Annotated in this window: 26 protein-coding genes; 13 read left to right on the top strand and 13 right to left on the bottom strand. The window is 64.3% G+C overall.

Annotated features, from left to right (window positions below):
• Positions 1-58: 58 nt before the first annotated feature.
• The gene (locus HMI57_RS08740; protein ID WP_171585565.1) at positions 59-1,372 is read left to right on the top strand and encodes a nucleotide disphospho-sugar-binding domain-containing protein; all 1,314 of its coding nucleotides are present in this window, start codon (positions 59-61) and stop codon (positions 1,370-1,372) included.
• A gap of 97 nt (positions 1,373-1,469) precedes the next feature.
• Here HMI57_RS08740 and HMI57_RS08735 read toward each other — a convergent pair whose 3' ends face one another.
• Positions 1,470-3,092 carry an HNH endonuclease signature motif containing protein gene (locus HMI57_RS08735; protein WP_171585564.1) on the bottom strand — a complete coding sequence of 541 codons (1,623 nt, stop codon included), beginning with the start codon at positions 3,090-3,092 and terminating at the stop codon, positions 1,470-1,472.
• Between the two features lie 200 nt (positions 3,093-3,292).
• Between HMI57_RS08735 and HMI57_RS08730 the strand changes: the two genes are divergently transcribed.
• Entirely contained in the window at positions 3,293-4,024 is a 732-nt protein-coding gene (locus HMI57_RS08730; RefSeq protein ID WP_171585563.1) for an alpha/beta fold hydrolase, read from the top strand.
• Between the two features lie 42 nt (positions 4,025-4,066).
• On the opposite strand, the gene HMI57_RS08725 is transcribed toward HMI57_RS08730, so the two are convergent.
• The 5 genes from HMI57_RS08725 to HMI57_RS08705 all read right to left on the bottom strand — a co-directional run bounded on the left by HMI57_RS08725 (position 4,067) and on the right by HMI57_RS08705 (position 8,436).
• Positions 4,067-5,311, bottom strand: a complete 1,245-nt coding sequence (locus HMI57_RS08725) for an amidohydrolase family protein (protein WP_171585562.1) — start codon at positions 5,309-5,311, stop codon at positions 4,067-4,069.
• Between the two features lie 56 nt (positions 5,312-5,367).
• Positions 5,368-6,654, bottom strand: coding sequence for a cyclopropane-fatty-acyl-phospholipid synthase family protein (locus HMI57_RS08720; RefSeq protein WP_171585561.1), 1,287 nt, complete (start codon positions 6,652-6,654; stop codon positions 5,368-5,370).
• A 48-nt stretch (positions 6,655-6,702) separates the two neighbouring features.
• A complete protein-coding gene (locus HMI57_RS08715; protein ID WP_171585560.1) occupies positions 6,703-6,897 on the bottom strand; it encodes a hypothetical protein in 195 nt (64 codons plus the stop codon).
• 85 nt (positions 6,898-6,982) lie between these two features.
• Positions 6,983-7,678: a cache domain-containing protein gene (locus tag HMI57_RS08710; protein WP_171585559.1), complete on the bottom strand. Its 696-nt coding sequence runs from the start codon at positions 7,676-7,678 to the stop codon at positions 6,983-6,985.
• Positions 7,675-8,436, bottom strand: a complete 762-nt coding sequence (locus HMI57_RS08705) for a GntR family transcriptional regulator (RefSeq protein WP_171585558.1) — start codon at positions 8,434-8,436, stop codon at positions 7,675-7,677. The genes HMI57_RS08710 and HMI57_RS08705 overlap by 4 nt, the downstream gene beginning before the upstream one ends.
• Positions 8,437-8,738: 302 nt before the next feature.
• On the opposite strand from HMI57_RS08705, the gene HMI57_RS08700 reads away from it, so the two are divergent.
• Genes HMI57_RS08700 through HMI57_RS08685 form a run of 4 tightly spaced genes read left to right on the top strand, consistent with a single transcriptional unit; the run spans position 8,739 to position 12,983 of the window.
• On the top strand, positions 8,739-10,295 hold the full coding sequence (locus HMI57_RS08700) for an APC family permease (protein WP_171585557.1): 1,557 nt from the start codon (positions 8,739-8,741) through the stop codon (positions 10,293-10,295).
• An 8-nt stretch (positions 10,296-10,303) separates the two neighbouring features.
• Positions 10,304-10,909 carry a dimethylamine monooxygenase subunit DmmA family protein gene (locus HMI57_RS08695; RefSeq protein ID WP_171585556.1) on the top strand — a complete coding sequence of 202 codons (606 nt, stop codon included), beginning with the start codon at positions 10,304-10,306 and terminating at the stop codon, positions 10,907-10,909.
• Complete coding sequence (locus tag HMI57_RS08690) at positions 10,906-11,877, top strand: PDR/VanB family oxidoreductase (protein WP_171585555.1); 972 nt, start codon at positions 10,906-10,908, stop codon at positions 11,875-11,877. The genes HMI57_RS08695 and HMI57_RS08690 overlap by 4 nt, the downstream gene beginning before the upstream one ends.
• Before the next feature lie 11 nt (positions 11,878-11,888).
• A complete protein-coding gene (locus HMI57_RS08685; protein ID WP_171585554.1) occupies positions 11,889-12,983 on the top strand; it encodes a DUF3445 domain-containing protein in 1,095 nt (364 codons plus the stop codon).
• A 69-nt stretch (positions 12,984-13,052) separates the two neighbouring features.
• On the opposite strand, the gene HMI57_RS08680 is transcribed toward HMI57_RS08685, so the two are convergent.
• Both HMI57_RS08680 and HMI57_RS08675 read right to left on the bottom strand, forming a co-directional pair.
• A complete protein-coding gene (locus HMI57_RS08680; protein ID WP_171585553.1) occupies positions 13,053-13,526 on the bottom strand; it encodes a DUF6194 family protein in 474 nt (157 codons plus the stop codon).
• 52 nt (positions 13,527-13,578) lie between these two features.
• Positions 13,579-14,307, bottom strand: a complete 729-nt coding sequence (locus HMI57_RS08675) for a GAP family protein (RefSeq protein ID WP_171585552.1) — start codon at positions 14,305-14,307, stop codon at positions 13,579-13,581.
• 117 nt (positions 14,308-14,424) lie between these two features.
• Between HMI57_RS08675 and HMI57_RS19525 the strand changes: the two genes are divergently transcribed.
• Together HMI57_RS19525 and HMI57_RS08665 are read left to right on the top strand one after the other, a co-directional pair.
• Positions 14,425-15,663, top strand: coding sequence for a histidine kinase (locus HMI57_RS19525; RefSeq protein ID WP_171585551.1), 1,239 nt, complete (start codon positions 14,425-14,427; stop codon positions 15,661-15,663).
• The gene (locus tag HMI57_RS08665) at positions 15,660-16,349 is read left to right on the top strand and encodes a response regulator transcription factor (RefSeq protein WP_171585550.1); all 690 of its coding nucleotides are present in this window, start codon (positions 15,660-15,662) and stop codon (positions 16,347-16,349) included. Before HMI57_RS19525 ends, HMI57_RS08665 begins: the two co-directional genes overlap by 4 nt.
• Before the next feature lie 101 nt (positions 16,350-16,450).
• Here the strand turns inward: HMI57_RS08665 and HMI57_RS08660 are convergent, their stop codons facing one another.
• Positions 16,451-16,924: an excalibur calcium-binding domain-containing protein gene (locus HMI57_RS08660; protein WP_171585549.1), complete on the bottom strand. Its 474-nt coding sequence runs from the start codon at positions 16,922-16,924 to the stop codon at positions 16,451-16,453.
• Positions 16,925-17,036: 112 nt separating this feature from the next.
• Between HMI57_RS08660 and HMI57_RS08655 the strand changes: the two genes are divergently transcribed.
• The 5 genes from HMI57_RS08655 to dhaK all read left to right on the top strand — a co-directional run bounded on the left by HMI57_RS08655 (position 17,037) and on the right by dhaK (position 21,529).
• Positions 17,037-18,041, top strand: coding sequence for a threonine/serine dehydratase (locus HMI57_RS08655; protein WP_171585548.1), 1,005 nt, complete (start codon positions 17,037-17,039; stop codon positions 18,039-18,041).
• 138 nt (positions 18,042-18,179) lie between these two features.
• Positions 18,180-19,043: a class II fructose-bisphosphate aldolase gene (locus tag HMI57_RS08650; RefSeq protein ID WP_171585547.1), complete on the top strand. Its 864-nt coding sequence runs from the start codon at positions 18,180-18,182 to the stop codon at positions 19,041-19,043.
• Between the two features lie 2 nt (positions 19,044-19,045).
• A complete protein-coding gene (locus HMI57_RS08645; protein ID WP_171585546.1) occupies positions 19,046-19,849 on the top strand; it encodes an HAD-IA family hydrolase in 804 nt (267 codons plus the stop codon).
• Positions 19,846-20,478 (top strand): dihydroxyacetone kinase subunit DhaL, encoded by a 633-nt coding sequence (gene dhaL, locus HMI57_RS08640; protein ID WP_171585545.1) that lies wholly within the window; start codon positions 19,846-19,848, stop codon positions 20,476-20,478. Before HMI57_RS08645 ends, dhaL begins: the two co-directional genes overlap by 4 nt.
• Before the next feature lie 55 nt (positions 20,479-20,533).
• On the top strand, positions 20,534-21,529 hold the full coding sequence (gene dhaK, locus HMI57_RS08635) for a dihydroxyacetone kinase subunit DhaK (protein WP_171585544.1): 996 nt from the start codon (positions 20,534-20,536) through the stop codon (positions 21,527-21,529).
• 28 nt (positions 21,530-21,557) lie between these two features.
• On the opposite strand, the gene HMI57_RS08630 is transcribed toward dhaK, so the two are convergent.
• The 4 genes from HMI57_RS08630 to HMI57_RS08615 form a co-directional block, all read right to left on the bottom strand.
• On the bottom strand, positions 21,558-23,426 hold the full coding sequence (locus HMI57_RS08630; RefSeq protein ID WP_171585543.1) for a GAF domain-containing protein: 1,869 nt from the start codon (positions 23,424-23,426) through the stop codon (positions 21,558-21,560).
• A gap of 100 nt (positions 23,427-23,526) precedes the next feature.
• Entirely contained in the window at positions 23,527-24,012 is a 486-nt protein-coding gene (locus HMI57_RS08625) for a universal stress protein (protein ID WP_171585542.1), read from the bottom strand.
• A 99-nt stretch (positions 24,013-24,111) separates the two neighbouring features.
• Positions 24,112-24,978 carry a fumarylacetoacetate hydrolase family protein gene (locus HMI57_RS08620; RefSeq protein WP_171585541.1) on the bottom strand — a complete coding sequence of 289 codons (867 nt, stop codon included), beginning with the start codon at positions 24,976-24,978 and terminating at the stop codon, positions 24,112-24,114.
• Positions 24,979-24,983: 5 nt separating this feature from the next.
• Complete coding sequence (locus HMI57_RS08615; RefSeq protein ID WP_171585540.1) at positions 24,984-25,223, bottom strand: hypothetical protein; 240 nt, start codon at positions 25,221-25,223, stop codon at positions 24,984-24,986.
• Between the last annotated feature and the right edge of the window lie 68 nt (positions 25,224-25,291).

Here is a 25,291-nt window from a genome sequence, read left to right as displayed (position 1 = left end):
CTTGAGTGCTGACGGGCGTGGTGGGACACTTGTCGCACTCACTCACCGAGGGGTGCCCATGGCAGCGGTGCTTGTTTGTTCAACGCCGGTTATCGGCCATATCAACCCGATGGTCGCCGTCGCGCAGGGTCTGGTAGATCGCGGGCATGACGTCAGATTCCTCACCGGGCGACGCTTCGAGGACCGGGTGGTCGGGGCCGGAGCCAGTTTCGTTCCGTTACCGGTGGAGGCAGATTTTGATGACACCAAGATCGATGAGTCGTTTCCCGGCCGTGTAGGTCTGAAGGGGCCGAAGGGCATCAGGTATGACCTGCGGGAGGTCTTCATGCGCCCCGGGAAGGCCCAGTACGAGGCGGTCCAGCAGGTCATTGCTGCACGCCCCGTGGACGTGGTCCTCGCCGAACCCCTGTTCATGGGCGCATCGCTGCTACTCGCCGGGGATCAGCCGGGCCGCCCAGTCGTCATCAACTGCGGGATTCTGCCACTCAGCCTGGCGAGCAAGGACACAGCACCGTTTGGGCTGGGTATCCGGCCGATGCCTGGGCCCGTTGGCCGGATCCGCAACCGCGTCTTGCAGTTCGTGAGTGAACGGGTGGTGTTCGCTCCCGTGCAGAAGTACGCCGACGACGTCGCCCGTGCCACTACCGGTGCCACCCTTCCCACCTTCTTCATGGACTGGCCGCGGGCCGCCGATCACCTGGTCCAGTTCACCGTCCCCGAGTTCGAGTACCCGCGCCCGGACCTACCCGATACGGTGCACTTCGTGGGTCCGGTGTCCCAGGGTGGACTGCGGGCCGGTGATGCGGGCGCGGTTTTCCTGCCCGAGTGGTGGGACGAGCTCGACGGCGACAGGCCAGTCATCCACGTCACCCAGGGGACCGTGGCCAACCAGGATTTCGATGAACTGGTCCGTCCGGCTATTGAAGGATTGGCGCACGACGACGTCATGGTGGTCGTCAGTACCGGAGGGCGTCCGGTGGAGGCGCTCGAAGGGCCGTTGCCTTCCAACGTTCGTGTCTCCTCCTATCTGCCCTATGACGAGCTGCTGCCGAAAACCGATGTGCTCGTCACCAATGGTGGCTACGGCGGGGTTCATTTTGCCCTACGGCACGGCGTCCCTTTGGTGGTGGCCGGTGAAACCGAGGATAAGACCGAGGTCTCTGCTCGTGTTGCCTGGTCGGGTGCTGGCATCAACCTCCGCACCAAGCGGGCGAAACCAGATGCTGTCGCCAAGGCAGTCCGCGAAGTGCTTGGCACTCCGTCTTATCGGGAGGCGAGTCAACGGATCGGAGCCTCGATCCGGGAGTCGCCAGGTGTGGATGGGCTGGCGGACCTGGTGGAGAGTCTTTATGGTCCGGGGAGTTTCCGGTGAGAGTGGGGGCTTTTCGGGTCGGAGTGATTCGGGTCGCGCGAACGGTGATGGTCGTGCTGGGTGATTGTCCTGCCTGGTGATTGTCGTGCCTGCGTGTTTAGGGTCGCGATCTGACCTGCTTCAAGGCTCTGACCTGTGCCCGCTCGATTGTCGCTCCGGTGCCTGCACCGACGCTGGCCCGTGTGACGGCTCCGGTGCCGGGTAGGGGTGGTGCTGTGGAGTGGTAGGTGTGGCCGGTGGGCGTGGTGACTTTGAGCCTGTGCCGTGGTCCGGGGATTGTTTGGGCTGTCCAGCCGGGGTGTTCTTTGGTGTGATTACAGGCTTCGCAGAGCCCTGCCCCGTTGGTGATGGTGGTGGGTCCGCCGCGGTGCCAGGGGACGATGTGGTCGAAGTGGCGGATCGGGGCGTCACAGTACGGAGTCCGGCAGGTGTCGTCGCGGGCGGTGATGAACCGTCGTTGGGCTTTCGTGAAGAGCCGTGCGGTGGAATCCATCGCCACCAGCTCCCCGGTCGACGGCGCGGTGTAGAGCCGACGCAACCACACGTCGAAGGCATGGCCTCCGGGGGTCGTAGCGGTACCTGTGTTCCCGGCCGGATCGACGACGGTCGTCCCGCCCGATCCAGCAGGTCCAGTGGAGCGAGCGGTTGAGCCAACCGGATCGAGATGATTAGCCCAGGGGTCGGATACTTGGCCGGTTGCTGGATTGGTGACCGGGGCGGTTGTGGTGGGGCTCAAGCTTGTTGTTCCGTTGGTGGTTTTCGCTGTTTGGAGGAGAGTGCGTGCCCAGTGGGAGCCGATGATGCCGTAGCCGGGGATCCGGGCTGGTTCGCTGTCGCCTTCAAAGAGGGCGCGGTCGGTCATGATGACCTGCAATTCGACCCGGCTGACACCGCCGGGGACCCCGGTGACACGTTCGACGAGGGTGTCAGCCATGACCTGACCCCGAGACCTCGGGTCTCCGGCGGCCCGAGTGGTGTCCGCGTGACGGGACAGGGCAGCGTAGGTGCCAACGGCTTCTTTCACGGGGAGCAGGGCGGTGAGGTAGGCCATGGTGTCCGGTGCGGGACGGATACTCACGCACCGTTCCGTCACCGCACGGGCGGCCCGATTCACCACCGACCGGGGATCCCTCCGATAGGAGGCTGCTTTCACCGACGCGACAATCGCCCGATCCCCGCACCCGTCGAACGTCCCCGTATCCGGGGCGAGTTCCTCATCGACCGCTGCCCGGTCCTCAGCGGACAGGCACGCGGTTTCCTTCACCAACAGGGTCGCCCGCCACTCATTCAACTGGCCTTGATGGAGGGCCGCCAACGTGTGGGGCATTTCCGTGACTAAGGCCCGGGCTAATCCGAGGAGGCGGCTGCCGCGGGACGGGGACTCACGCCTCGCTAACGCGATCTGCGCCCCCACACCCTTGCCCTGCTCCCCAGCGGGAACCCCGGCGTCGGCCTGCGCCTGCCGTTCGGCCACATCGACAGCCACTGTAATCCGGGCCTGGACGCCCGCGATCGCGGACTTCAGATCCTCCAACTCTCGCAGCTGGTCTATCAGCCCCGCCGCATTACCGGCTGGCTTCAACGATGACAAAGCTACCGCCACCGCGCTCGTGCCCCCGAGGACAAAGTTGCTACCAGCATGAGCAGAACCGCCCCGCGGGGCGGTCACCCGGGAGGGGATTCCCTTCCGCTGCGGTGATGGAGCTGTACTGCCTTCCATACCTCTATTGTCCCAAACCCCACCGACATTTCTGCGGATTTACAGGCTATGTGGACAAAATCTCTCGAACAAATATTCGACAATCTTGAAGCTGCTCATCCGAAGCCGCAAACCCCCACTCGATTCCCTTGTCAGCGTGCCAGCCGAGGATGAAGATGAGGTGAAAACGACCCACAGGCAGGCAACGCGAAAGGACCAAGATGGAGTATTTTGCTTCGCCCGCCAACGGCGACAACTACACATCCCAGGGGTTTCAGCTTGGCGAGGTGCCCGGACTGATCTGGTGCCCCGCTGAAGCCGCACCCGGCGGGCCAGTAGTTCTCCTCGCACACGGAGGTGGTCAGCAGAAGGCGGCGCCCGCCATCGAGGGTCGCGTCGGGCTCCTCGCCGCCCACGGGTTCGCCAGCATCTCGATTGATGCGCCGGGGCATGGGGACCGGGAACCGTCGGAAACACAGCGTGCACGATCGACTGAACTGCGGCGACGATTGACCGCTGGTGAGCCAGTTACAGATCTCATCGCTGCAGACAACAGCGGCGCAGGCGACGCGGCGGGCGAGTGGCGGGCGTTGCTGGACGAGCTCACAGCCGACGGAATCGGCGTCGGGCAGGTTGGCTACTGGGGTGTCTCACTCGGTGCGGCCACAGGAGTCGCGCTGCTCGCAAGCGACCAGCGTGTTTGCACCGCAGTGCTGGGGTTAGTGGGTATCGAGGGGTTGGCCGATCCTGCCCCACGTGTGGTCTCACCCGTGAGGTTCCTGCTGCAGTGGGATGACCGATTTGTGCCCCGAGAATCAGCACTGGATCTCTTCGACGCCTTCGGCTCGAAAGAGAAGAGTCTGCACGCTAACCAGGGCGATCACGCCGAGGTCCCTCTGACCGAACACACGGATTCAGCGCGCTTCCTCACCGATCACCTCAGCAGGACCTGAAGGACCCGCAAAGCGGGCTACCCCCTCAGCGCCACGTAACCGCTACCCCTCCGGGAACTGCAGCACGCCGCCCTGATAAACCTGCCCGATCATGCCCCTCAACCCAGCCAGTTGCTCAGCCGATTCCAGCAGGCCATTAAGCACGACGACGTCGGCCAGGTGCTTCTCGGCCAACCGGCCCACTGCGCCCACCGGCGTGATGAGTTCCCCGGGTACCGAGGTGGAAGCGGCCAACACCTGCTCAAGGTTCATGCCGGCGTCGGCCATCAGGGAAAGCTCCTCCAGGTTGTCGCCGTGGGCACCGACACCGGCATCTGTGCCCATCCCGATCTTCACGCCAGCCGCAATGGCCCGGGCAACTGACTGACGGTGGTCCTCCGCAACCCGCTGCGCCTTATCAATGACCTGCTGGGAAAGACCGCTAGCTCCGGACTCACCCTTGCGGATCACCGCCAGGGGAGCAGAAAGAGTCGGCACCAGGTAGGCCTCGGAATCGAGGAACAGCTGGATCGCCTCGTCGGTGAGGTAGATGCCGTGCTCGATCGTCCGGACTCCCGCCTGCAAGGCGTTGATGATCCCGGCCGTTCCCTGCGCATGAGCCATCACGTACTTGCCCTGCATCCCGGCCTCTTCGACGATCACGGCGATCTCGGCAGGAGTGAACTGGGAGTGTCGCGGATCGGTGGTTGGCGAGAGGACGCCGCCGGTCGAACAGATCTTGATCTGATCGGCACCCGCCCGCAGCAGGGTGCGGGTCACCTTCCGGACTTCCTCGACGCCGTCGGCAATACCGCTCGGGCGGCCGGGATGGGGACCAAAGTCGGGGGACTCAAGACCTGAAGGGTGCCACATGTCGCCGTGTCCGCCGGTCTGCGACATGATGCTGACCGCCAACCGGAGCCGCGGACCCTTGATGAGCCCCGATTCGATAGCCGTCTTGGCACCCAGGTCGGCGCCACCAGCGTCGCGCGCCGTCGTGACACCGGCCCGCAGCGTTGCCTCGAGGTTCTTGACGGATTCGTAGAACTGCAGCGAATAGGGTTCCACCATCGACTGGATGGAACCGGGGGTCGAGGTCATCACATGAACGTGCAGGTCGATGATGCCCGGCAACACAGTGCGTCCGGCACAATCGACCACGGTGGCCTCCGCGTACTCCTCGGCCAATCCGGCGTCGCGTCCTACCGCGTCGATCTCACCGTCCCGAAAGACGACGTCGGTGGGACCAGAGAGGAAGCGTTCGCCGTCGAACACGTGGCCGTTCTTGAGGACAGTCGCTTGCGTCATGGGTGCCTTTCACGGGTTTGACCGCAGCCAGGCGCTGCAGGCGTTTAGCGGTCAGCCTACAGCCACTCTGCCCGTCGCAGCGGAGGTTCGTCTCCACTGGGACGTTGCACCAGCACCTGGTTCACGCCGGTCAGCCCGTTCTCGAACCCGAGCGCGCTCGTGGCCATATACAGCCGCCACACCCGTGCCCGACCCTCAGTGGTCAGCCTGACAGCCTCCTCCCAATGGTCCTCAAGGTTCTGCACCCAGGCGCGGAGGGTGAGGGCGTAGTGTCGACGCAGCGCTTCGACGTCGAGCACCTCAAACTTCGCCGACTCGAGGGCACCGAGCATCACGGTCAGGCTGAGCATCTCGCCGTCGGGAAAGACATAGCGCGGGATGAACGAGTCGGGGTCGGGGCGCATCGTGTCCCCGGCGTTCCATGAGATGGCATGGTTCAGCAGCCGGCCGCCAGGGCGGAGCAGGTCATAAAGATGACTCGCGTAACCGCCGATCTGTTCGCGCCCCACGTGCTCGGACATGCCGATGGAGCTGATCGCGTCGAACGGGCCGTCGTCGACGTCGCGGTAATCCTGGACCCGGATTTCCACCTGGCCGGTCAGCCCTGCCTCGGCCACCCGTTTGCGGGCACGCTCGGCCTGCTCGGTGGAGAGGGTGACGCCGACGACGTCGGCCGCGTACCGTTTCGCCGCGTGGAGGGCGAAGCTGCCCCACCCGCAGCCCACATCCAGCACCCGCATTCCCGGCTGCAGCCCGAGCTTGCGGCAGACCAGGTCGATCTTGGCCGTCTGCGCTGCATCGAGTCCGGTGTCGGGGGAGTCCCACACCGCGCACGAGTAGACCATCGACGGACCGAGGACTAGCGCATAAAAGTCGTTGCCGACGTCGTAATGATGGGAAATCGCGACGGCGTCACGCTTCTTGGAGTGCTTCCGGCCGACCTTGTCGATGGTGATTTCCTCAGGAGGGGGAGTGGGGTTGCGGCCGATGGCACCCAACCGGATCGCTGTGCCCAGCAGCTTCCTGCGTTCGCGGAGCGTGAGGGGGCTGAAGGGTTCGAGGTCCGCGAACTTCCCGACGGCGCTGAGGGCGGTGAAGCTTTCGTAGAGGTCGCCGGGGGCGTCAATGTCACCCGCCACATACGCCCGGCTCAGACCGAGCATGCCGGGGGACCAGAGCATCCGCCGCAGTGCCCGCCGTGATCGGAATTCGATCACCGGCGCTCCGGCCGGCCCGGCCTCCGACCCATCCCAGGCCTTGAGCCGGAGCGGGATTTCCTCGGTACCCAGGACAATGGCCAATGCCTCGGCCAACCGTGCAGCGACCCCCAGTGATTTACTCATAGGCACTGTCTACTCCGGTTTGGATTCGACGGCTAGGGGTATGGCTGCCTACTGCCGGGGCGGGAGGAGATGGTTCCTTCGCAGCGAGAGGAACGAGCCAGCGTACGCGAGGGCGAAGACGGCTGTCAGCGCAATCGACCACGCCTCAGCCCCGGTGGCGACTTGGAAAACTGCATAGGCGGCGAAGACCAGCATCAGAAGGATCGCACTGAACCCGAGCCCACGGGCGGCCCGCTTGTTCATTCTCGGAGGATTCCTATCCCTACGCATGGCTCCATTGAAGCATGGAGCCTTTCCGCCGCAGCGCTTTCAATCGCCATTGAGGGTGTCAGCTCAGAAGCGAGAATCCCAGATGGGGCACATCGATAGGGAGCACCGACTTGTCGCTGGGGGTGGAACGGATGCGCTCACCCACTAAATAAGCACCGGAGTTCCCGACGACCACACGGCCACTTCCATTGAGGAGTGCGGCGTCGCCTGGAATTGCGCGAAGAACGGGCATGAATATTTCCTCCAGCTTCCTTATCCGGATATCGCAGCCAGCCACTCCTGCAAACTTTCCTTCAACCTTGATGGGGGCGGAGTGGGTGAGGATGTACTCGTCGAGTCCGAGGTAATCGACATAGGGTCCCCATGCAGTCTGTTCCCCAGTGCGGTCGGCAGCAGCGAAGAAGGGCATGTTTTGGTAGTCGTAGAAGCGTTCGCCGCCTGGCGTCAGATCGAATTCGAGCTTCTCGACGCTCTCGTGGCGTTTGATCCACCACTCCAGACCGCCGTCGTTACTCTTGATGGCTTCCCGGGAAAAGATGACCCCGGCGCCGACGACAAAACTATGCGTTTCAAGGAATCCTTTGGCCAGGTTTTCCAGTTTTGGTAGATCGCCTGGCTCAAGGCTGAGGGGGCTCGGACGGTCTGACCACAACTCGGCCGTCTGTGCTGCGAACTCGTCGACATCGCGGCCGAGTGCGTTCATCCATGCAGCGATTTCGTCGGCGGCCTTCGTTGCGAGGCTGTTGGTGCTCACTGACGCTCCTGCTGCATAGTCGGATATCCGAGGGACAGTTTGGCATCCACAAGATGGTGAATGTCCTGCCGAATGTGATCCAACACCAGGCGTTGGGCTTCCTCGGGTGAGTCATCAGCGATGGCGCGAGCCAGCGCGAGGTGCTCGGTTGCAACTCGTTCCGCGTCGCGGGTCAAAGATACTGGTGTCCACAGTGCCTGAACCGTTTCCGCCTGCAGACGGATTTCGGCGTTCATCAGTCTCGGAGATTGCGCCAGAACCGCCAACTCAATGTGAAACCTGCTGTCGGCGCGTGCACGGAGTTCAGGCTTGTCAGACATCACCAGGGTGCGTGCATGTTCGAGAAGCCGGCTGATTTCATGGGACTCGGCACGCTCGCATGCCAATCGCACCGTGGCGGCGGCTATCGCCGCGTGCTCATCACCGACATCTCGGATTTCAGCAATCGATGTTTCTTCGAACCACTTTCTGATGGCATCAGCCGATGTGAAGGGCTGTTTGACGATGAACGTTCCGCCGCTACGTCCGCGCCGCGTGGTGACGATACCCTGATCGCGGAGGTCTGAGAGCGCTTCCCGCAGGGTCGACGGCGCGACACCGAACATTTCCGAAAGGGCTGACTCTGGCGGGAGTCGTTCCCCAACCTTCAATAGCCCCAAGGCGATGGCCTTTGAGATTCGATTGACGATTGCCTCGGAGCGCTCGGTTTCGGGCAACGACCGGTAAACCTGGGCTTGGAACGCGGTAGTAGATGCCAAAAATGACTCCATGCAGTGTAGGGACTAGGCCCGATTCTAACCCGGGCCGAAACCTACCTCTCGGACGGTTTAACGAAAGCCAATCCGCTGCTTGACCTGGCTACCGCTCCGTTGAGCCTAGTGTCGACCGGTCATTAAAGCAATGAAATCGTAGGTTAAGGGTCAGCATGACGACCAAAATTGGCCTAAATTAAGGGATTAGCGACTCTTTTGAGCCGTGTTGCAGATTTAAACCTTTGGAAGTAGGGTTTTTCGCATGTGGCCCCGCTCACAAGTAATCGGGGCCGACCGGAAGGAGTTCCATGCGCGGAGACATCACGGAGCCTGTGAACGAGCTGGACGGCGACGCAGACGCCCAACACCTCGCTAGCCTGGGTTACTCGTACGAGAAGCAGTTCAAACGGGAGATGACCTTCTGGGGAAACGTCTCCCTGGGATTCACCTACCTCTCCCCGGTGGTGGCCATTTACTCGTTGTTCGCGGTCTCCCTGAGCGTCGCCGGACCACCCATGTTCTGGTCCCTCGTCATCGTCGGTTTCGGTCAGTTCTTTGTTGCAACCGTCTTTGGTGAGGTAGTGGCGGCATACCCGGTGGCTGGCGGAGTCTATCCCTGGTCACGCCGGCTGTGGGGCCGCAAATGGGGATGGATGAATGGCTGGGTCTACCTCGTTGCCCTGTTGACCACCATCGCCAGCGTCGCTTACGGAGCAGGGCCATTCCTGAGCACTCTTGTCGGAATGGAGAACAGCACGAATTCAGTGATCATCGCCGGTCTGGTGGTCATTGCGCTGGCAACGATCCTGAATCTTGGCGGAACCAAGGTGCTGAACACCGTGGCAATGGTTGGCCTCCTGGCTGAACTCGGCGGAGCACTCGCGGTGGGGACCTGGCTGTTCGTGACCGCCCGCCAGCACGACCTCAGCGTTCTGTTTCAGTCGTTCGGTGCGGGGGAAGGCAGCGGCTATTTCGTGGCCTTCGCAGCCGCCGGGCTGATCGGCATCTTCCAGTACTACGGTTTCGAAGCGTGCGGTGATGTGGCGGAAGAGGTCCCGAACCCCGGACGGACCATCCCCAAAGCCATGCGGATGACCATTTACATCGGTGGGTTTGCCGCTATGTTCGTGTGCCTGTCCCTGATTCTCGCTGTTCCCGATTTCGCCGCTGTGATCTCTGGCGAAGACGCTGACCCCGTTGGGAACATTCTCCTGTCAGCGTTCGGGCCGGTGGGCTTCAAGGCAGTCCTGGTCATCGTCCTCGTCTCCTTCCTCTCCTGCGTGGTGAGCCTTCAGGCGGCTACCTCCCGTCTTGCCTACTCAATGGCGCGTGACGGTATCCTCCCGGGCAGCAAGCTCCTGCGCACCTTCAGCGAATCGCGCCACGTACCTCCCTACGCACTGCTTCTCGCGGGACTGGTGCCAGCGCTCATTGTCATTGGATCGAAAGTGTCCAGCGACGCATTGACAGTCATCATCTCCTTCGCCGCCATGGGCATGTACATGGGATTCCAGATGGTTGTCCTGGCATCCCTGCGGGCCCGCCTTCTCGGGTGGAAGCCCAACGGTGCCTTCCAACTCGGTGCCTGGGGCATCCCGGTGAACATCGCTGCCCTCGTCTGGGGCGTGCTGGGCATGGTCAACATGGCCTGGCCCAGGACCCCTGAAGACGGGTGGTTCGCCAACTACGTCGTCCTGATCTCAGCGGTCACCGTCGTCGTCATCGGTCTGCTCTACATGGCCTGGAAGAAGCCTTACCTCCTGGGAGATGCTCCAGCGGCTGACGCCGTTCCGACGACGGCGACGACGTCCAGCAACGGCTCAGACACCCCGACGGCGGCAGCGGCAGCGAAGGACGAGAGGTAACCACGCTCATGCTCATCACTGGCATCAAAAGCCGTCCCGTGTACGACAGGCTTATCCCCATGGCGAAGGGCTTGACCCATGTGGCTGCTGGGCAGGGTAGCGGCGGAGAGCCGCTGATCCGTCTGCTCGGAGAGATGAATCCGGAACAGCTGGCAGCGACCAGCGTCCTCTACTCGTCTGAGTCGTTCACGGGCCGAAACTATCTGGCAGAACTACAAGGATTCGGCGTCGGCGACCTCCTCGTCTTTGAGAGCAACGGCGATGCAGTCAGCGGCCTTGATTCATTCCTCGCCGGAGCCAAGATGGGCACCCGTTTGTACCTTTCTGGGTCTGAGGGCTTTATCGGCACCTCGATGCAGGTTGCCACTGCTTATGGGATGAATAGGGACGAGGTCCTGCGAGAGCACGCTGGTTCCTTCGTCCGACGTGTGTGGTGCGCTCACTGCAGCCACTATTCCGAGAATGTGACCCGTCGGGTGTTTCGGTGCCCCGGGTGTGAACGAAACCTGGTGGTCCGCGATCACTACTCCGGAAGGCTCGCCGCGTTCCAGGGAGTGAAAGCTGACGGAGAAGTACCTGGAGAACTACCGGACGACGAGGAGTTGGATACATGAGTGAAGCGCACAACGGAGCCCTGCGGCTGAAGGTCGACCGGATCGAAGCGGTCACCCCGGAAATCAATCGGTATACCTTCTCCGCCGAGGACGGAACATGGCTTCCACCCTTCTCCGGAGGGAGCCATGTTCGGGTGCTCATTCCGTTCGAGGGGGAGACACGGCGCAACGCCTATTCGCTCATGAGTTCGCCCTACGACACGAGCAAATACCAGATCGCCGTCCGTCGCATTGACGAAGGGAAGCGCGGCTCAATCGCCATGCACCGGAACGTCCGCGAGGGCGATGTCCTCTCCGTCACAACGCCAGCGAACCTTTTCCCGGTATCGAAACATGCTCGCCATCATCTGTTCATTGCGGGCGGCGTCGGTGTTACCCCGATCTACTCGCAACTGGAGGAGCTCAGCGTCAAGGGAGGCTCTTTCGAGCTACATCTCGCGGTTCGTGGTTCAGCACATGCCGCCCTCGGCCGCGAACTCAAGGAACTCTATGGGGATCGAGTGACCCTCTACGGCGCAGGAGAGGGCTCCAGGCTGAACTCGGCGGACATCCTCGCCGGTCGGCCGCTTGGTACCCACACCTACGTGTGCGGACCAGCACGGATGGTGGACGATGTCATCGACGCCGCCCAGGCCCTCGGATGGACCGAGTCGCATATTCACTACGAACGGTTTGAGGACCTCGGGTCAACCGGTAGCGCATTTAGTGTCACCCTGGCCCGATCTGGAGCAGTAATCGAGGTGGCTCCGGAGCAATCGCTGCTGGAGGCGGTCGAGGAGGCCGGCCATAAACTGCCCTACCTCTGTAGAGGTGGCGCATGCGGTGAGTGCGAGACCGAGGTTCTTGAACTCGAGGGCACCATCGATCACCGGGACGACTGGTTGTCTGAACCGGAGCGGTGCTCCAACACGCTCATCATGCCCTGCGTCTCGCGCGCCACGTGCACAAAACTTGTCATCAACGCTTAAGGAGAGCTCCCATGACAGCGATACCTGAGTCGACCACCTTTACTACCGACGAAACCTACACACCGGAGGGGCAGTATCGATTCGCCAACTCCCGTGCGGGAGTCCGTCGGCTTCCGTTCCCGTTTCCCGACGACGAGTACATGTACTCGATGAATCTTGAACCCCATGTTCCTGCCGGCACCGGCGCCCTCGTGGCCGGCTTCGACATCGATGAACACTATGTGTCCGAGTGTGCCCATCGCGCGCAGATGCTCGAAGAGATGCCAGGCGTCCACTACATTGCGTTGCCGCACATGTTGGAGGCGCAGTGGGACCTCCTGGAGCTCATCTTCGAGTCCTACAACAGGGATTTTCCGGAGCACTTCACTCTGACCAAGAACGGAAACGAGTGGCGCTGGGAGAACCGGCTGCTGGGCATCGATGACTCCTTCACATTCGGTGATCCCGAAACCTTGCCAATGGATCCGATGGAGTACGCGACGCGGCAGGCCCAAGGTGAGTTCGTCGTCCTTGAGGAGCGGGACAACACTCTTGTCATCGGCGCAGGTATGACAACCCAGCGCGCCGACTACTCCCTCCAGTTCAATATGGGAATGAGTTTCGCCGAGTTCCACGGTCCAGTGCCAAAGGTCGAGAAACTGGGCATTCTCGACCGAGCGCTCAAGTTCCTGCTTCGGATGAAGCCCGGCCACCCAGTCCGGCGGGTCAACTGGTCGCTCACCGTGAATCCGCGCCTTGAGACCTCGGTGGAAACCCTCCCTGATTGGGCGCCGGATCGGGCGAAAGTCACTGCAGAAAATGCAGGAGAACTGGTTTACCTCCGAATCGAACTGCAGCCCCTGCATCGTCTGCCCCGGTCCAATGCCATAGTGTTCCCGGTTCGCACGTACCTTGTCAGCCTGGCCGAGCTGGTGGAACACGCCCCAGACTGGGCAAAGCGGGTCCACCGGGCCCTCTCGTCCCTGGACCTCGAACTCGCCGACTACAAGGGCTTCCACCGTTACCACGGGGCGGCCGTCGAATGGCTCTCACATCACGACGACGGTGCGCCCCTCGCGACCGGCTACCCCTGGATTCAGGACGGAATCCAGCCCGGCGGTAGCTGAGCTACGCGAAAGAGGTGGGGGCTCGCTCATGGGGTGGAAAGGACATCCGGCCCATGAGCGAGCGCCTCCCTAACCGCGCCGGTCGTGTCGCTTCCGCGCCAGATCGTGGGCCAGTTCCAACAGCGACCTCAGCTCAGCCGTGGTCCGCTCCGCGGGGTTGATCACCGATACCCAGGCCTGCGACGCATAGTTTGGGTGCGGAAACAGGACATCCGACGCGGCGACGTCGTACTCCGAAAGGTGCTCGGCAGCGTCCTTCGGCGACCGCCCGAAAAGCGATTCAAAGGATGACCGACCGACTGCGACATTCACCCTGAAGATTCCCGGCCGGTCAAGATCGGACGCCTCGTCGAAGCCCTTGTAGTTCGAGCCGACAATTGTCGCGAAAGGGAACCGGTGAGTGTCGGGGATGTCGCCGTCGGGATCGTAAAAGAAGAAGGTATCTCCCCACGCGCTCTCGGGTGAACCATCAGCAGCGCTCGCGGTGAGTGACACGACACCGGGCAACCCGGAAACGAACTCAATAACCTCGTTCTCGTCCATCCGCCACATACTGCCAGTTGCCGCGAACCGGAACAACGGCATCAGCGCTGAACTAGAGCACCTCACCGGCCGTGCTGACCACCAGCAGGACGCCGAGGATCCCCACCACCCAGGACAGGGTGTTGGTCGAGTTGCGGGTCAGCCACCCGTCGAGTTTCAGCAACACCGGATCAACCCAGCGCGCCGCCACCAGGCGCAGCAGCAGGAACACCAGCGCCGGAAGAATCATCACCAGGCAGTATGCCGCCAGGACCCCGCCGGATAGCGGCCAGCCGACGTCCGACGTGGTCAGCAGCCCAATCGCCCCCAGATACGGAAGCATCGTGGCCACCTCGACCGTCCCGGCGCCCAACGCCAACCCCATGAGCGCTACCCCGCCCGACCCACTTCCGGCATCGGAGGACGGAGACCCGACCGCGCGGTCACGCCAGCGCAGGATGCGCGACGACGGCGGCGCCCCCTCTTTCTTCTCCCGCTTGGCTTTAGCCTCCAGCTGGAAACTCCAGATGACGAGGGCAATCCCCGCCACAAACAGCGCCGTCAGCATGATCCGGGAACTGAACAGGCCGCCCAATCGCTCAATCGCAGCCTCCGCGCCAAACAGGATCGCCAACCCCACCCCGAAGTAGAAGGTCGCCACCGTCACCAGGAACAGCAGGATCCGGCCCACCCGCATCCGCCCGGGCGCCAACATCAACCACAGCGGAATCATCAGGGTGCCGAAACTCGTGGAATCGATCAGGGCGAGCGCGGCGAGCGCTCCAGCAAGTGCAAGTGTCATGCCAGCGACGGTACGGCGGCGGACCGCCAAGCTGCGTCTGCGATAAGGCTGATCTCCGCCGTACCAGTACAACTTTCGGCCGACCCCAGCCCGGCACAGCTGTGATGCAATGAACTGGTGGACAACACCAATCTGCGCCGGGACGCACGCACCGCAGCCATCACCCTGGTCTGCGGTCTGCTGCTGATCGGGTTGGGGCTCACCGGGGTGTGGGGCTCCCAGATGGGACTGGTGCAACTGACCGACGACGAACGGTGGTGGTTCGCGATACCGCTCACCGTGTCCTGTGTGGCACTCGTCTTCAAACGGCGCGCGCCGGTGACCACCCTGCTGATCGGCTTCGTGGCGCTCGCGGGTGATTCCCTTCTTGGCAGCAGCATCGCCACCTTCCTCCCGTTCTTCGATCTGCTCTATACAGCGGCGCTGATTAGCTCCCCGCGGGTGCGTAGGGCGTTGTGGATCATCTCCGGCGGCCTCGTCGCTGCACCAATGATTTATGTGCTCGCCGATACCGCCGACCTCCGCCTGACCGTGCTGATTGGTATGCAGCAGGGTCTTCTCTTCAACGCCCCGCTCTGGTGGGCCATGGACGTGCGGCGCAAGACCGAGCTCGCCGAGGTCGCTGCCGCCCGGGCCGACGCCGTCGAGCGTCTCTCGCTCGCCAGCCGGCAGCAGGCCGTCCGGCAGGAACGCGACTCGCTCGCCCGGGACCTGCACGACGTCGTCGCCTCCCACCTCTCTGCGATCGCCCTGCACTCGGGTGGAGCGCTGGCCACCCCGCCCGCCGAGGCCAAGGATCGGGCCGCGCTGGCCCAGGTGCGCCGGTCGGCCCTCGAATCGATGGAGGACATGCGCACCATGATCGCCCTGCTCCGTACCCCCGACGTCGAACCCGGTGCGGAAGCCACGCCAACGCCCGACGACGACGCCGCCTTCCCGCGGCTGACCCACCTTCAGCCCCTTGTGGACCAGGCCCGTGCCAACGGCCTGACCGTGACGGTCGACAACCAGTTGGCCCAGCTTCCGGAGGGGAGCGTCAGCGCGGCCTCCGAGCTGGCCGGGTATCGGATCGTGCAGGAAGCGCTCACCAACGCGGCCAAGCACGCCCCCTACGCTGAGGTCAGCGTGCAGGTCATCAAGGACCGCGACCCGGCTAACGCGAGCATTACCATTCGCAATACCCTGCCGGCGGCAGCCGGGACTGACTCTCCGCCGGGCCTCGGCCTGGGCCTGACCTCGATGAGGGAACGGGCAGCCGCCATCGGGGGACACCTGACAGCCGTCGCGACTGCCGACCACTGGACGGTAACTGCAGTCCTCCCGCTGCTCACTTCCCCGGCGACGGTGAATCCATGACCGGCACACCGATCCGGGTACTCCTCGTTGACGATCACGCAGCGATCAGGGCCGGCATGCGGTTCATCCTGGAGGCGGCGCCCGACGTCGAGGTGGTCGGTGAAGCATCCGACGGCAACGCGGCAGTGGCCAACGCGACCGCGCTGCGCCCCGACGTCGTCCTGATGGACGTGCGGATGCCCGGAATGGACGGGATTGCGGCGACCCGGACCATCGTTGGCGCCGGCCTGGCCCAGGTGCTGATCCTGACGACGTTCGACATTGACGAGTACATCTTCGGCGCACTCCGGGCCGGGGCCGCCGGGTTCCTGCTCAAGACCGCCGAACCGGCAGCGCTGCTGGACGCGGTCCGGCGGGTCGCCGCGGGGGACGCCGTCATCGCCCCCGAAGCGACCCGCCGCCTGCTGGAGGCCTACGTGACCCTGGACCGGGATGCATCGCGACTCGCAGCCGGCCAGGACACCGCGTCCATCCCGGGCAGCAGCGCACCCGAGGACCAGCTGACGGACCGCGAGACCGAGGTGCTCGCTCTGATCGCCGAGGGGCTGTCCAACCGGGATATCTCGTTGCGGCTCACCATCTCGGCGGGCACCACCAAGACCCACGTGTCACGCATACTCACCAAGCTTGGCTGCCGGTCTCGGACCCAGGCGGCCATCATCGCCCGGGAGGAGCGGCTGGTCTGATACCAGGCGGCAGGTTAAACGAAATCGGTCGGTGTAGACGCCGAAGCGGCTACACCGACCGTGACAACTCTCCGTAGAGATTGTCTATCTAGTTGCGAACCCTAAGACTGGATGGCCGCGCGGCGCACCAGATACGCCCCGCCGAGAGCTGCGGTAAGGACCAAACCGCCGCCCAGCGCGAGAGCGCCCACATCAGTGCCGGGCTGCTGCGCAACGCCGGTCTCAGCGCCGCCCACGGGCATCTCCTGAACCTGAGCAGGCACCGGGACTGCCGGAACCTGGACGACTGGTGCCTCAACCACTTCGTCGACGGGAGGAGTGTTCTGCACAACAAGGGCATCTACAATCGACGCGTTGTAGGCAGGATTGCCCTGTGCATCGCACCCGAAGCCATCCTTATCCGCGTCCAGCTTCAGCTGGTAGCCAGGCGTACCGGCGGGAATGTTGTAAACCCCCACGGCGGCTGCTGCGTCGCAGTTTTCGAACGGAAGAGCTACCGCAAGAGCTGGTGTTGCCGACAACGCGGTGAACCCAACTGCTACCGCAACTGACAGTCCTGCTGTTCGCTTTTTCATGTATCCCCCATTTTGTTGTGACGTCGCCCACTTTTCTGAGAGCAACCCGTCCAGCCTAACCGCCAATTAGCAGCCTGCTTACCAAGAAAGGTGGACGGCGTAAGATCCACCTATGGACAACTCCTACGCCACCACGGATCAGCCAGCCTCCAGCACCGACACCCAGTTGGTGACCCTGGACGACATCCGCGCCGCCGCCAACCGCATCCAGGACCTGGTGTTGCGCACCCCGATTGTTGCGCTGCCCCACCCTGACCGGCCAACCGATGTGCTGCACCTGAAGGCTGAATCCCTGCAACCGACCGGCGCTTTCAAACTTCGCGGCGCCTACAACACCATCTCGCAGGTGCTCGACGAATCCCGCGACCTTGGCATCATCGCCCAGTCCTCGGGCAACCACGCCCGCGCCGTCGCGTGGCTCGCGAAACGCCTCGACCTGCACGCGGTGATCGTGATGCCCGACGCCGCCCCACCCACCAAGGTCGCCGCTGTCCGGGCACTGGGAGCCGAGGTGGTTCTGGTCCCCGCATCCCAGCGTGACAGCCACACCTTCGAACTCGCCGCCGAACACGGATACGTCGAGGTCCCCCCGTACGACGACCTCCGGATCATCGCAGGCCAGGGCACCGTGGGCCTGGAGCTGATCGAACAGCTGCCCGACGTCGACGTCGTCCTGGTCCCCATCTCGGGCGGCGGGCTGATCTCCGGAATCTCCACCGCCATCAAGGCGTTGCGCCCCGAGGTGCAGGTGATCGGCGTCGAACCGGAACTGGCCGCCGACGCCGCCGAAAGCCTGCGAGAGCAGCGCCGCATCACCTGGGACACCGCCCTCACCTACCGCACGGTCGCCGACGGGCTGCGCACCCCAGCTGTCGGTATCCATCCGTGGGAACACATCAGGCGCTACGTCGACGACGTCGTCACCGTCTCCGAGGAGCAGATCCTCGCAGCGGTCCGCCACATCGCGGTCGAGGGCCGGCTGGTGGCCGAGCCGTCCGGCGCCGTCGCCACCGCCGCCTGGATGCACGACCTCGCTCCCCGCGGCGCGAAGGTTGCGGCAATAGTGTCCGGCGGCTCGGTGGCCCCAGCCCTCCTGGCGAAGTTGCTCACCAGCTAGACCAGCCAACCAGCTCCACCGCACACCGGGAAGCACCGCTGGTGGTGATAACCCCCAGAGGAGGGGGAGGGTGTTCCCTCCTATCCCCGCCCGGGTTCGCTCGCCTAGCGTGGAGACCAGCCAACAAGGGGGTTTGCCGTGGGCGTTGTGCCACTGAAAGACATTCTCGATCCAGCATTCGCCGCGCGCTACGGTGTGCCGGCCATCAACATCTTCAACGACCTGACCATGGAAGCGGTCCTTGCGGGGGCCGTCGAAAGCAGATCACCGGTCATCCTGCAGACCTCGGTCAAGACGGTCCGGAGCATTGGATCCCGCGTGCTCTTCGACATGTGGCAGTCGATGACCCGGGGCATCGAAGTGCCGGTCACCCTCCACCTTGACCACTGTCCGGACCGTGCGGTGGTGACCGAATGCCTGAAGGCCGGATGGAACTCGGTCCTGTTCGACGCCTCCGAGCTCCCGGTCGAGGAAAACCAGAGGCAGACCATCGAGGTGGTGAGGGAAGCACGCAGCTACGACGCCCAGGTGGAGGGCGAGATCGAGGCGATCACCGGCGTCGAGGACGATCACGGGTCCGACCAGGTGGCCAAGCGGCAAAGCCTTGAAACCGCGTTGGCCTTCATCGACGCCACCGGGATTGACGTGTTCGCACCCTCGATCGGAAACGCCCACGGCTCCTACAAGGCGGCGCCCGTGCTGGACGCCAACCGTGTCACCGAGATCGTCGAGGCGCGCTCCATCCCCATCGCCCTCCACGGCGGCAGCGGGCTCAGTACCGAACAGTTCCAGGACCTCATCGCCCGGGGATGCGCCAAAGTGAACATCTCCACGGCGCTGAAGGAGACTTTCATGCAGTCCGGGCTGGCGTTCCTGAAACAGGCCGAAGAGGCGGGGAAGTGGGATCCGCCGTCGCTGTTCAAACACACCCGGGCAGACATCATCACCCTGGTCAAAGAATTGACTGAACAGTTCGGCAGTGCCGGAAAAGCCGGACACTGATCATGCCCACGCTGATTTTCGACTGCGACGGCGTGCTCGCCGATACCGAACAGTTTGGTCACCTTCCCGCCTTCAACAAAACCTTCGAAGAGTTCGGCGTGCCCGTCCAGTGGACCGTCGAGGAGTACGCGCAGAAGGTACTGATCGGCGGCGGCAAGGAACGGATGCGCAGCATCCTCACCGACGAGCTGAGCCAGCAGTTGGGATTGACCAGCGAGGAGGCCAAGGACGAGGCGATCCTGGCCTGGCACAAACGCAAGACAGCCATCTACACGGAACTGGTGAACGACGGCGTGATGCCGGCCCGGCCGGGCATCTTCCGGGTGGTGCAGGAAGCACACCTCGCCGGGTGGGGCCTTGCCGTCGCGTCCACGTCGGCCGAACCCGCGGTGCGGGCGGTCCTCACCCATGCGGTGGGGGTGGGACTGGCCGCCTCGTTCACCATCTTCGCCGGCGACGTGGTGCCCGCCAAGAAGCCCGCCCCCGACATCTACCTGCTGGTCCTCGACGACCTGGGCCTCGAACCCGGGGAAGCCATTGTGGTGGAGGACAGCGCCAACGGGCTGCGCGCCGCCGTCGCCGCCGGACTGCGCACGGTGGTCACCGTCAGCGGCTTCACCCGGGACGAGGATTTCACCGGCGCCTCGCTGGTGGTCAGTTCCCTCGGCGACCCGGGCGACGACGACGAACCCGCCGAGGTGCTGCAGAACCCGCACGGCATCGACGTGGGAGCGGCCGTGACTCTGGCAACCTTTCAGCAGCTCCTCGACCTGCCAAGCACCCCCACCCGATCGGAGGAATCATGACCGACCTGGAGAACGTCGAGTTTGTTGTCCGGTCCATCGCCCAGACCGCTGTGGAAAAGGAGAAGGAGTTTGGCGACCTGGACGCCGTCGTCGGCGACGGTGACCTTGGCTACTCGCTGGCCCGGGGATTCGAGAAGGTCCTGGCCGAGTGGGACACCCTCAAACGGGACAGCCCCGCCACCTTCCTGCAACAGGTCGCAGTGATCATCACCAGCAGGATCGGCGGCACCTCCGGACCCCTCTGGGGCACCGCCTTCCTGAAGGCATCCGCCGCCGCCAAAGGTTCCGACCGGGTGGATGGTGCCACGGTGGTCGCGATGCTGCGGGCGGCGACCGACGGCATCAAGGCCCGCGGCAACGCCGAGCTCGGCGACAAGACCCTGCTCGACGCCGTCGTCCCCGCCACCGATGCGCTGGAACAAGAGCTCGCCAACGGCACCGATTCTGCCGGATGCCTTGCCGTGTTCTCCCAGACTGCCCGGACCGCTGCCGACGCCACCAGCTCGCTTGAGGCCAGACGAGGGCGGGCCAGTTACAGCGGCAAGCGCAGTATTGGCTCACCCGACGCGGGAGCGGTGGCGGTGGCCATCATGATCGAACGGCTCACCAGCGAATGGACGGTCCGCTGAGCCCGAGCCCACCCGACCAACACGAGTTTATTCAGCACAACGATGTGGAGACCTGATGAAAAAGTTCGTAAACGACCCCAAACAGTTTGTCCCCGAAATGCTCGAGGGGCTGGCGCTGGCCAACCCGGAGACACTCGAGTATGTCCCCGAGTACAACCTGATCAAGCGTGCCGACAGCCCGAGCGAGGACAGGGTATCAATCGTGCAGGGCTCCGGGTCCGGCCACGAACCGGCGCACGTCATGGCGGTGGGACCGGGCATGCTCGACGCAGCCTGCCCGGGCGACGTCTTCGCCGCTCCACCCTTCGACTACGTGTACGAGACCACCAAACTGCTGGCCTCCCCCAAGGGGGTGCTGCTCCTCGTGAACAACTACACCGGCGACAAGATGGTCTTCGACATGGCCCAGGAAATGGCGGCCGCCGAGGGCCTGAACGTGAAGACCCTGTTCATTGACGACGACGTCTCCGTCACCGACTCCACCTACACCATTGGCCGGCGCGGCGTCGCCGGAAACTTCTTCGTTATCAAGGCCGTCGGCGCGGCAGCTGAACGCGGGGCGGACCTGGATGAGGTGGTCCGGATCGGCGAAAAAGTGAACTCGGTGACCCGGACCATGGGGGTGGCGCTCACCGCCTGCACCCCTCCGGCCAAGGGGAGCCCCTTGTTCGAACTGGGCGAGGACGAGATTGAGGTGGGGGTGGGCATCCACGGCGAACCGGGCCGGCGCCGGGCCAAGATCATGCCCGCGAACGAGCTGGTGGACGAGATCCTTGAGCCGGTGGTGAAGGACCTGCCCTACCAGGACGGAGACCGGGTGGCCCTGATGGTGAACGGGCTGGGTGGTACCCCGATCAGTGAGCTGTACCTGTTGTACGGGGTGGCGCACAAGAAACTGGCAGCCAAGGGCATCACAGTGGCCCGCAGCTATGTGGGGGAGTACTGCACCTCCCTGGACATGGCGGGCGCCTCGATCACCCTGGTGCGGCTCGACGACGAAATCGAGTCCCTGCTGGCTGCCCCCGCCGAGATTGCGATACGCGTGTTCTAGCGGGCACCGCCCGCGTGCACTGGGGCATCTAGGTCACGAGGGCACCGCTCCCCTGCTGGTCAGTGAGGTTCATGCTGACCAGCATGGTGCGGTTGCGCGCACCGCTCTTGCGCAGCAGTGACCCGACGTGTTTCTCGACGGTCTTGACCGAGATCAGCAGCTCGCGAGCAATCTGCTTGTCGGCCATGCCCTTCAGCACCATGGTCCGCACCTGGCGCTCGCGGGCAGTGAAGGTGTCCGGCCCGGCGTCCCGGCCGGCGGCCGACTGCAGGAGCTCATCGAATAGCTCACCATCCACCAGGGCTTGACCCTGGCCGGCGGCCACGATCACTCTCGCGAGGGTCTCGCCGTCGGCGCTTTGGCTGATGAACCCGCGCACCCCCGCCTCCCGGGCCAGCTGGACCTGTGCGGCGGTCGGGTGATCGGTAAGCACCACGATCGCAGCGCCGGGGTCGCTGCGCCTGATGTTAAGCAGCGAATCGGGTGCCTCCCGCTGCACCATCTCCAGGTCGACCACCAGGATGTCGGGGTGCAGGAGCTGGTGCGCATCCTCCAGCTGCGCCGCCGAACCGACCTCCGCGGCGACCTGTACCGCCGGTTCGCTCAGCTGCAGCAACCGGACCAGGCCGGCGCCGACGAGGGGCTTGTCGGTGCCGATCAGCACCTTCCACCGCGCTGGCGGGTGACCGCTCCTGGACGGCAGCTGGTCCGGGAGGGTGGCGCGGATTGTGGTGCCCCAGCCGGGCATCGTGTCGATCTGCAGTTCCCCGCCCAGATGGGCAGCCCGCGAGGTCATCCCATGCAGCCCGAGGCAACCCGATGGCAGGCTCTGCTGCTGGCCGCTCGCCGCGGCCAGGTCGAAGCCGCACCCGTTGTCCTCCACCAGGACACCGATCGCAGCGGGTTCATAGACCAGGCCCACCCGGACGGCGGTAGCCCGCGAGTGCGCGACAACATTCCCGAGCGCCTCCTGGATGATCTTGAACGCCTGGTGGTCGACTTCCGGGGTGAGGGGGCGTGGGCTCCCCATCACCGTGAGTTTCGTCTGGGCCCCGGACATGGACTCGGTCCACGACAGTTCAGCGGCCAACGCTGTATCCAGATCACGGCCCGCCAGCGACGCGGGGCCCATCCCGAGGACCGTGCGCCGGGTCTCGGTCAACGCGTCGTGGGCGATGGTGCGTGCCGTCCCGATGTGCCGTACCGCGACGGCAGGCTCGGAGCCGTCGTCGCGCACGGCTCGTTCGGCGTCGTCCAGGCTGAGGAGCAGGGCGGCGAGGGATCGGCCAACCGCCTCGTGAACGTCGCGTACCGCCCGTTCGCGTTCCGCTGCGATCGCCGCTTCGCGGGCACGCACCGAGGCGCGGGTGTGCAGCTGGGAGTTCGTCAGCGCGATCGCCGCCTGGCTGGCGAAGAGCTCGGCCAGGCCGGCGTCGTCGGCGGTGAATTCGCGGTCCGGGTCCGCGGCGAAGATGGTGCAGGTGCCGATCACCCGTTCCTCCCAGAGGATGGGTACGCCAATCACCGCGCAGTTCCACCGGGGATCGTCGGGGGCGATGTGGCCGCCGTCCACTTCGGAGTACCTGCGCAGGATCACCGTGGACCGGCTGCGGACCACCCGCCCGGTGACCCCTTCCTGCAGGGGGAAGGTCTGCCCTTCCTGGCAACCGACCCCGAAGTCCACCTTTTTCGAATAGGTGCCGTGGGATTCGTTGACGAGGGAAATGGACCCGGAGCCGCAGCCCAACAGGGTGACGGCGTGCCCCAGGATCCGTTCGAGGAGCGGCTGCAGGTCGAAGCGCCCAGCGAAATCACGGGCCAGTTCGGCCACCGTGTCGAGGCGCCGCTGCGGACCCTGCAGGGGCGGCGGGATCAGGTCTAACCGTGACTCAGGCATTTTCGTCCTCTCTGACGAAACGCAGATCAGTGGTCGGTGACGCCCGACACCTGCCCGGACATCACCATCTGTCCAAGCATTACACCACGACAGTTATCCGTCAGCCCATCGATGCCCGGCGGTCCCGCCAGCGGTGGTGGGGTTCGGCTTTGCCGTCGTCGTGCACCACCACCACCGGGCAGACGGCACGGGCGACACAGGCGTTGCTCACGGATCCCAGGTGCAGGCCGCGGAGACCGCCGTGACCACGCCTGCCGACTACCAGCATCTGCGCCCTGGCGGCGGCCTCGACCAGCACGGTCGGCGGATGTCCGCGCACGATGGTGCTGGTGAATCCCGGAGGCGTCTCGTCGCCGAACGCCTCCTGAACAGCCTCATCGAGGCGCTTCTGTGCACCTTTTCCGAAGATGGTCATGTCGGGGAGGAGATATTCCTCGTACATCCGTGGATAGTCCCAGCAGGCGACGGCGTGCACCTCGGCACCGAGCGCGGGAGCGAGCTTCGCGGCCAGCCGCAGGGCGAGGATGGAGGGCTCCGAACCATCGACGCCGACCACTACATGAGGATCCTCTGGGGTCCGTTCCATCGCAGCTCTCCTTGGCTCGCAGCACCATTTCCGGTACCCCAAATTTTACGCCGTGGAAGCCCCTCTGGACCCGGGAAAAAGGGAGCGAAATTCGCTCGCCTATGTGGTGTGACTGGGGGCGGCGACCATGCGCTGGACCTGCTCGCCGAGGCCCTCGATGCCGATCGTGACGACGTCGCCCGCGGCCAGGTAGGGGAACCGCCCGGAGAGCGCGACGCCCTCCGGGGTGCCGGTGTTCACCACGTCGCCCGGATCTAGGGCCATGTACTGGGACAGGTCGCGGATGATCTCAGCGACGCTGAAGACCATGTCCGCGGTGGTGGAATCCTGCCGGGCTTCGCCGTTCACGGCCGAGTACAGCCGAAGTGCCTGCGGGTCGGCTACCTCGTCGAAGGGAACGAGGGCGGGTCCCATGGGGTTGAAGGTGGGCGCGCACTTGCCCTTGGACCACTGACCGCCCGAATGGCCGATCTGGTAGTCCCGTTCGGAAACATCGTTGCTGATGGTGAACCCGGCGATGCACGCCAGCGCCTCCTCGGTGCTGCCCAGGTAGGAGGCACGCCGGCCAATGACCACGGCCAGTTCCACCTCCCAGTCCACCTTCTGGGCGCCCGGCGGGATGACGACGTCGTCGTTCGGTCCCACCACGGTGTTGGGGTGCTTGAAGAAGATGATCGGAGCAGCCGGTGGCAGGTCGCCGGTTTCTGCCGCATGTGCCGCGTAGTTCTGGCCGACGCAGACGACGGCGCCGATGGTCGCTACGGGTGCGCCCACCCGGAGGGACGCGGCGTCGGGAAGCTCCGGCAGCTCGCCGGCGGCCAGCGCATCACGGACCCTCCCGATTCCGTGTTGCCTGAGGAACGGCCCGTCGATATCGCGGGTGAGGGCGCGGAGGTCGTACACCATGCCGTTCTGGCGCACCACCGGAATTTCGTGGCCTGGCTCGCCCAGTCGCATCAGTTCCATGTCAGCTATCCGCCGGAGAGCTCACCGTTTGCGATGGCATCTGCGTACTTACCCAGGTCCGGCCCCGGTTCGAAGTCGATGAACTGTGGTTGCAGCTTCTCGAACAGAAACTTGTAGACCTGGTCCCTGTCACTGTCCGCGTGCTTGGCAGCAGCTTCCTTGACCGCCTCCTGAAGGGCTTTGTCTGCATCCGACAGGATCTTTTCGCGGGCTGGGTCATTCCACGCTACGTCCGAGATGTCCATGCTGGCCTCCGATAATAAGTCGACTGTTCAGTAGGTCAAGGCTACCTTGCGTGCGACCGGGTGGATCT

Source organism: Arthrobacter sp. 260 (assembly GCF_013116745.1).
In the GTDB taxonomy this organism is placed as follows: domain Bacteria; phylum Actinomycetota; class Actinomycetes; order Actinomycetales; family Micrococcaceae; genus Arthrobacter_D.
The sequence above is the reverse complement of the archived record's forward strand: the minus strand, read 5'-3'. Positions and strand labels throughout refer to the sequence as shown.

Excerpts from the sequence above, each read along its gene's own strand:
- HMI57_RS08695 (WP_171585556.1), top strand. The coding sequence starts at position 10,304 with ATGCTCATCACTGGCATCAAAAGCCGTCCCGTGTACGACAGGCTTATC.
- HMI57_RS08675 (WP_171585552.1), bottom strand. The coding sequence starts at position 14,307 with ATGACACTTGCACTTGCTGGAGCGCTCGCCGCGCTCGCCCTGATCGAT.
- HMI57_RS08655 (WP_171585548.1), top strand. The coding sequence starts at position 17,037 with ATGGACAACTCCTACGCCACCACGGATCAGCCAGCCTCCAGCACCGAC.
- HMI57_RS08715 (WP_171585560.1), bottom strand. The coding sequence starts at position 6,897 with ATGAACAAGCGGGCCGCCCGTGGGCTCGGGTTCAGTGCGATCCTTCTG.
- HMI57_RS08625 (WP_171585542.1), bottom strand. The coding sequence starts at position 24,012 with ATGGAACGGACCCCAGAGGATCCTCATGTAGTGGTCGGCGTCGATGGT.
- HMI57_RS08685 (WP_171585554.1), top strand. The coding sequence starts at position 11,889 with ATGACAGCGATACCTGAGTCGACCACCTTTACTACCGACGAAACCTAC.
- HMI57_RS08725 (WP_171585562.1), bottom strand. The coding sequence starts at position 5,311 with ATGACGCAAGCGACTGTCCTCAAGAACGGCCACGTGTTCGACGGCGAA.
- HMI57_RS08690 (WP_171585555.1), top strand. The coding sequence starts at position 10,906 with ATGAGTGAAGCGCACAACGGAGCCCTGCGGCTGAAGGTCGACCGGATC.
- HMI57_RS08615 (WP_171585540.1), bottom strand. The coding sequence starts at position 25,223 with ATGGACATCTCGGACGTAGCGTGGAATGACCCAGCCCGCGAAAAGATC.
- HMI57_RS08720 (WP_171585561.1), bottom strand. The coding sequence starts at position 6,654 with ATGAGTAAATCACTGGGGGTCGCTGCACGGTTGGCCGAGGCATTGGCC.
- HMI57_RS08645 (WP_171585546.1), top strand. The coding sequence starts at position 19,046 with ATGCCCACGCTGATTTTCGACTGCGACGGCGTGCTCGCCGATACCGAA.
- dhaK (WP_171585544.1), top strand. The coding sequence starts at position 20,534 with ATGAAAAAGTTCGTAAACGACCCCAAACAGTTTGTCCCCGAAATGCTC.
- HMI57_RS08665 (WP_171585550.1), top strand. The coding sequence starts at position 15,660 with ATGACCGGCACACCGATCCGGGTACTCCTCGTTGACGATCACGCAGCG.
- HMI57_RS08620 (WP_171585541.1), bottom strand. The coding sequence starts at position 24,978 with ATGGAACTGATGCGACTGGGCGAGCCAGGCCACGAAATTCCGGTGGTG.
- dhaL (WP_171585545.1), top strand. The coding sequence starts at position 19,846 with ATGACCGACCTGGAGAACGTCGAGTTTGTTGTCCGGTCCATCGCCCAG.
- HMI57_RS08680 (WP_171585553.1), bottom strand. The coding sequence starts at position 13,526 with ATGGACGAGAACGAGGTTATTGAGTTCGTTTCCGGGTTGCCCGGTGTC.
- HMI57_RS08630 (WP_171585543.1), bottom strand. The coding sequence starts at position 23,426 with ATGCCTGAGTCACGGTTAGACCTGATCCCGCCGCCCCTGCAGGGTCCG.
- HMI57_RS08730 (WP_171585563.1), top strand. The coding sequence starts at position 3,293 with ATGGAGTATTTTGCTTCGCCCGCCAACGGCGACAACTACACATCCCAG.
- HMI57_RS08700 (WP_171585557.1), top strand. The coding sequence starts at position 8,739 with ATGCGCGGAGACATCACGGAGCCTGTGAACGAGCTGGACGGCGACGCA.
- HMI57_RS08735 (WP_171585564.1), bottom strand. The coding sequence starts at position 3,092 with ATGGAAGGCAGTACAGCTCCATCACCGCAGCGGAAGGGAATCCCCTCC.
- HMI57_RS08660 (WP_171585549.1), bottom strand. The coding sequence starts at position 16,924 with ATGAAAAAGCGAACAGCAGGACTGTCAGTTGCGGTAGCAGTTGGGTTC.
- HMI57_RS08740 (WP_171585565.1), top strand. The coding sequence starts at position 59 with ATGGCAGCGGTGCTTGTTTGTTCAACGCCGGTTATCGGCCATATCAAC.